The following is a 5,622-nucleotide window of genomic DNA, read 5'->3' on the forward strand; positions in this document are numbered from 1 at the left end:
AGCTGGGGTACGTGGACGAGGTGATCCTGCCCGAGGACACCCGCATCCGGGTCATCCAGGCGCTGGAGGCGTGCCGTCACAAGCGCGACTCCAACCCCCCACGCAAGCACGGCAACATCCCGCTCTAGACTGCTCCAGGCGGGAGCATAGACCACAGGGACACGAAGCATGCAGGGACGAGGAACGACGTTCGTGAAGCGCTCCCGCAGACCTCTCGTCGTTCCGGTCCGCCGCCCGAGCCCCGCCGAGCGCAGGGCGGCTGCGGTGGCCGTAGGACTCTACTTGCGGGGAGTGCGGCCGCAGCCCGACACCAGGGTCGCGGCAGCCGTCGCCACCGTTCTCCACCTGGCCGGAGTGCGCCAGGAACCTCCGCGAAGACACCCGGAACGCAATGGGGCACCGGACGAAGTTCCGGCCAGCCCAACCCACCGGGTAGGCGTGCGGCGGAGGCGACCGTAGGGGGCAGCCCCGCGACCGTGCGCCCCGGAGGCTTCATGACGCGTTACGAGCTCGTCATCGACGACGTCCCGGTGACCGTGGAGATCCTGTCCCTTTCGGCGGGGCAAGCCACTGTGTCGGTCAACGGCGTGACGGTGGAAGTGGAGCTCCCGCCCGGGACCGTCGTGGCTCCCGCCCGTCCAAGCCGCCACGCGCCCGTGCTGCGCGGGGTGCGGTACGGTCCCAGGGAAACGCAGGGCTGGGGCACAGCCACTGCCGCGAGAAGACCCTCCCTCTTCGCGGGAGAGGCAATCTACGCCCCGCTGCCGGGGAGCGTGGTCGCCGTCCTCGTCCAGGTGGGCGATCACGTCGATCCCGGAACGCCGGTCGTGCTCATGGAAGCAATGAAGATGGAGAACGAGATCCAGGCCCACACGGCGGGGAGGGTTACCGCGGTATGGGTCAAGGCGGGCCAAGCCGTCAAGGTCAACGACGTGCTCGTGGTTGTGGCTCCCGGGGGCTGACCAGAGCCCATCGCGCGTCGCAGCCTGGGCCCTATGGAAGAACAGGTACGGAAGCGCCCCGCCCGGGCGCCCACGACACACAGAGGAGCGTTCCCATGTCCGATTCGCGCCACACGTCCGCCACTGCGAGCCGCTACGATCTCGCCATCAACGGCAACCCCTACCGGGTGGAGATCGGCAGGTTCTCCGGCACCGCCGCCAGCGTCACGGTCAACGGCGTCGCATACCAGGTCGAGGTCTCCTCGGACTTGGCCGCAGGGTGGGCTGCGCCCGCCCCCGTTACCCCCGCGCCCGCAGCCACCCCTGCCGCCGCTCCCCCCGCTTCCCACGCTCCCCGGCCCGTGGCCGGCCCGGCAGCCCGAGCCCCTGCCCCTGGCCCGGGGGCGGGCGAGGTCGTCGCCGCCCCCATGCCGGGCCACATCCTGAGCGTGGCGGTCAAACCGGGAGACGCCGTGAAGCCGGGAGACACGGTAGTGGTCATGGAAGCCATGAAGATGGAGAACGAGATCAAGGCTCACGCGGCCGGAACCGTGGCGGAGGTCCGGGTGGCCAAGGGGCAGGACGTGGGCGTGGGGGAAGTGCTGGTGGTGATCGGCGCCTGAGGGAGATTTCCAAGACCGAACAGGGAGGCAGACGATGAGCCGTGAGGCTGCGCAACACAAGATCGAGGCAGGGGAAAGGAAGGGCGGCGCCGAGGCGCCTGCCGGGTTGCCGGGGCGAGAGCCTCGTTTCGTGACGGTCGACGGCAACGAGGCCGCCGCCTCGGTGGCCCACCGCCTGAGCGAGGTCATCGCGATCTATCCCATTACGCCGTCCTCCCCCATGGGGGAGTTTTCCGACGAGTGGTCGGCGGCCGGACAGAAGAACGTGTGGGGTACGGTGCCCCAGGTGACCGAGATGCAGTCCGAGGGGGGCGCGGCGGGGGCGGTGCACGGCGCCCTCCAGGCCGGCGCGCTCACCACGACGTTTACGGCCAGCCAGGGCCTGCTGCTCATGATCCCCAACATGTACAAGATCGCCGGGGAGCTCACCAGCTACACCATGCACGTCACCGCCCGCACCCTCGCGGCCCAGGCCCTGTCCATCTTCGGCGACCACTCCGACGTGATGGCCTGCCGCCAGACCGGCTTTGGCCTCCTGTGCTCGAACTCGGTGCAGGAGGCCCACGATCTGGCCTGCGTGGCCCACGCGGCCACCCTCGCGGCCCGGGTGCCCTTTCTGCACTTCTTCGACGGCTTTCGCACCTCCCACGAGGTGGCCAAGATCGAGCAGCTCACCGACGCCGACCTGCTTTCCCTGGTGGACGAAAATCTGGTGCGGGCCCACCGGGAGCGCGCGCTCTCCCCCGACCGGCCCCGGATTCGAGGCACGGCCCAGAACCCCGACACGTTTTTCCAGTCCCGCGAGGCGTGCAGTCCGTTCTACGCGGCCTGCCCCGGCGCGGTGCAGGAAGCCATGGACCGGTTCGGCAAACTCACGGGCCGCACCTACCGGCTCTTCGACTACGTGGGCCACCCCAAGGCCGAGCGGGTGGTGGTGTTGATGGGCTCTGGTGCGGAGGTGGCCCACGAGACCGTGGAGTACCTGGTGGGCAAGGGCGAGAAGGTGGGGCTCTTGAAGGTGCGGCTCTTCCGCCCCTTCTCTGTGGAGCACTTCGCCAAGGCCCTTCCCAAGACCGTCACCGCGCTCGCGGTGCTCGACCGCACCAAGGAGCCCGGCGCGGCGGGCGAGCCCCTCTACCAGGACGTGGTGACCGCCCTGGTGGAGTCGGGGCGGGCGGGCGACATCCGGGTGGTGGGGGGCCGCTACGGCCTCTCCTCCAAGGAGTTCAACCCGGCCCAGGTGAAAGCGTGCCTGGACGAGCTCGTGAAGAAAGAGCCCAAGAACCACTTCACCGTGGGCATCGTCGACGACGTGAGTCACACCAGCCTCGCGGTGGACCCGGAGTTCGACATCGAGCCCAAGGAGGTGGTGCGCTGCGTGTTCTGGGGCCTTGGGGCGGACGGCACGGTGGGGGCCAACAAGAACTCCATCAAGATCATCGGCGAGGAGACCCCCAACTTCGCCCAGGGCTACTTCGTCTACGATTCCAAGAAGTCCGGGGGCGTCACCATCTCCCACCTGCGGTTCGGGCCGGGGCTGATCCGCTCGAGCTACCAGATCCGCAAGGCGAGCTTCGTGGCGTGCCACGCCTACAACTTCCTCGAGAAGTACGACGTGCTCGACTTCGCCGCCCCCCAAGCGGTGTTCCTCCTGAACGCCCCCTTCGGGCCCGAGGAGGTGTGGCAGGAGCTGCCCCGGGAGATGCAGGAGCAGATCCTGCGCAAGAAGCTCCAGTTCTACGTCATCGACGCCTACGAGGTCGCCAAGAAGACGGGCATGGGCGCCCGCATCAACACCATCATGCAGACGTGCTTCTTTGCCATCTCCGGGGTGCTGCCCCGGGACGAGGCGATCGGGCAGATCAAGCACTCCATCGAGAAGACCTACGGGAAGAAGGGCGCCTCGGTGGTGCAGAGGAACTTCGAGGCGGTGGACGAGACCCTGGCCAACCTGCACCGGGTGGCCGTGCCCTCCAAGGCCACCTCGAAGCGCACCCGCCCGCCCATCCTCTCGCAGGCCGCCCCGGAGTTCGTCCGCAAGGTCGAGGGCGCCATGATGGCCCTGAAGGGCGACGACCTGCCCGTGAGCGCCCTGCCGGTGGACGGCACCTGGCCCCTGGGCACCACCCGGTGGGAGAAGCGCAACATCGCCCAGGAGATCCCCGTGTGGGACCCCGCCGTGTGCATCCAGTGCGGCAAGTGCTCGTTTGTGTGTCCCAGCGCTACCATCCGGGCCAAGGTCTATGACGGCAAGCTCCTGGCCAAGGCTCCCAAGACCTTCCGGAGCGCCGACGCCAAGGCCAAGGACCACAAGGGCCTCAAATGGACCATCCAGGTGGCCCCCGAGGACTGCACGGGATGCCGCGTCTGCGTCATGACCTGCCCCGCCAAGGACAAGGCCAACCCCTCCCACAAGGCCATCAACATGGCCCCCCAGCTGCCGCTTCGGGAGCCGGAGCGGGAGAACTGGGAGTTCTTCCTCACCCTGCCCCTCGTGGACCGCGCCAGCGTCAAGACCGACGTCAAGGGCACCCAGCTCCTGGAGCCGCTCTTCGAGTTCTCGGGGTGCTGCGCCGGGTGCGGCGAGACCCCCTACATCAAGCTCATGAGCCAGCTCTTCGGCGACCGGCTGATGATCGCCAACGCCACGGGCTGCTCCTCCATCTACGGGGGCAATCTCCCCACCACCCCCTACGCCGCCAACGCCGACGGGCGCGGCCCCGTGTGGTCCAACTCGCTCTTCGAGGACAACGCCGAGTTCGGCTTCGGGATGCGCCTGGCGCTGGACAAGCACGTGGAGCAAGCCGGTGAGCTCCTGCGGGCCCTGGCGGGCAAGGTGGGAGACGAGCTCGCCGCCGCGCTGCTTGCCGCCGACCAGGCCACCGAGGCCGGCATCGCCGCCCAGCGCGAGCGGGTGGCCGCGCTCAAGGCCAAGCTCAAGAAGCTGCGCTCCCCCGAGGCCCGGCGCCTGGCGGATCTGGCCGACTACCTGGTGAAGAAGAGCGTGTGGATCCTCGGGGGCGACGGCTGGGCCTACGACATCGGCTACGGGGGCCTGGACCACGTCTTCGCCATGGGGCGCGACGTGAACATCCTGGTCATGGACACCGAGGTCTACTCCAACACCGGCGGGCAGATGTCGAAATCCACCCCCATGGGGGCCACGGCCAAGTTCGCCGCCGCGGGCAAGGGAATGGCCAAGAAGGACCTCGGGCTCATGGCCATGACCTACGGCCACGTCTACGTGGCCAAAGTGGCGTTCGGGGCCAAGGACCAGCAGACGGTCAAGGCGTTCGCCGAGGCCGAGAGCTACCCGGGCACCTCCCTGATCCTCGCCTACAGCCACTGCATCGCCCACGGCTACGACCTCGCCCAAGGCCCCGAGCAGCAGCGCCTGGCCGTGGACTCAGGCCACTGGCCCCTCTTCCGGTTCGACCCGCGGCTTCGCCGGCAGGGCCGAAACCCCTTGCAGCTCGACTCGGGTGCCCCCAAGGTCGACCTGAAGGACTACATCTACAATGAGACCCGCTACCGCATGCTCCAGACCATGGACCCGGACCGGGCCCAGATCCTGCTCGAGGGAGCCCAGGCGGGCGTCAAGAGCCAGTGGAACCTCTACGAGCAGCTCGCCAGGCTCCACGTGGGCGGGGGAACCGGCGGGGAGTCGGGTGCGGAGAGATGATGCCCGAGCTCCACGAAACGCCGGAGATGGCACGCACCGGCAGGGCTTCCCGGTACACGCCCCCCCGTGACCTCGCAATCCACTGCGCGCCCAACAATCGAAACGGCATCGCGCTGCTGCTCCGAAGATGCAGGGAGTCCGGGGCGGGGGCCTGACGGGAGCACGCCATGCGCATCGCGGAGCCCGGCGCCGTCGCAGAGCAGATCCTCCTCCTGGGCAGCCGCCAGGTGGCCTCCTACCTGGTACAGGGGGACGTGTACGCCTGGGTCGGAGGCGGAACGGCCTGGGGTGTCTCCCGCCTCGAGGAGCAGTTAAACAGGTTTCGCATCGACCGCAGCCGCATCCGTTACCTGGTGGTGTCCCACGCCCACCACGA

The 5,622-nt window shown here is 68.7% G+C and carries 4 protein-coding genes; all 4 read left to right on the forward strand.

Features of this window, described 5'->3' with window-relative positions; genetic code table 11:
• The first annotated feature begins 494 nt into the window (after positions 1-494).
• The gene (locus tag AB1578_21565; protein MEW6490486.1) at positions 495-962 is read left to right on the forward strand and encodes a biotin/lipoyl-containing protein; all 468 of its coding nucleotides are present in this window, start codon (positions 495-497) and stop codon (positions 960-962) included.
• Positions 963-1,057: 95 nt separating this feature from the next.
• Positions 1,058-1,564: a biotin/lipoyl-containing protein gene (locus AB1578_21570; protein MEW6490487.1), complete on the forward strand. Its 507-nt coding sequence runs from the start codon at positions 1,058-1,060 to the stop codon at positions 1,562-1,564.
• A gap of 34 nt (positions 1,565-1,598) precedes the next feature.
• Complete coding sequence (gene nifJ, locus AB1578_21575) at positions 1,599-5,246, forward strand: pyruvate:ferredoxin (flavodoxin) oxidoreductase (GenBank protein MEW6490488.1); 3,648 nt, start codon at positions 1,599-1,601, stop codon at positions 5,244-5,246.
• A 167-nt stretch (positions 5,247-5,413) separates the two neighbouring features.
• Positions 5,414-5,622, forward strand: a 209-nt coding sequence (locus AB1578_21580) for a hypothetical protein (GenBank protein ID MEW6490489.1), incomplete at its 3' end; no start/stop codon positions are given.

The sequence above is a fragment of the Thermodesulfobacteriota bacterium genome, from assembly GCA_040756475.1.
Classification (GTDB): domain Bacteria; phylum Desulfobacterota; class Deferrisomatia; order Deferrisomatales; family JACRMM01; genus JBFLZB01.

Bases quoted from the DNA above. Each gene is read 5' to 3' on its own strand.
- AB1578_21565 (MEW6490486.1), top strand. From the start codon at position 495: ATGACGCGTTACGAGCTCGTCATCGACGACGTCCCGGTGACCGTGGAG.
- AB1578_21570 (MEW6490487.1), top strand. From the start codon at position 1,058: ATGTCCGATTCGCGCCACACGTCCGCCACTGCGAGCCGCTACGATCTC.
- nifJ (MEW6490488.1), top strand. From the start codon at position 1,599: ATGAGCCGTGAGGCTGCGCAACACAAGATCGAGGCAGGGGAAAGGAAG.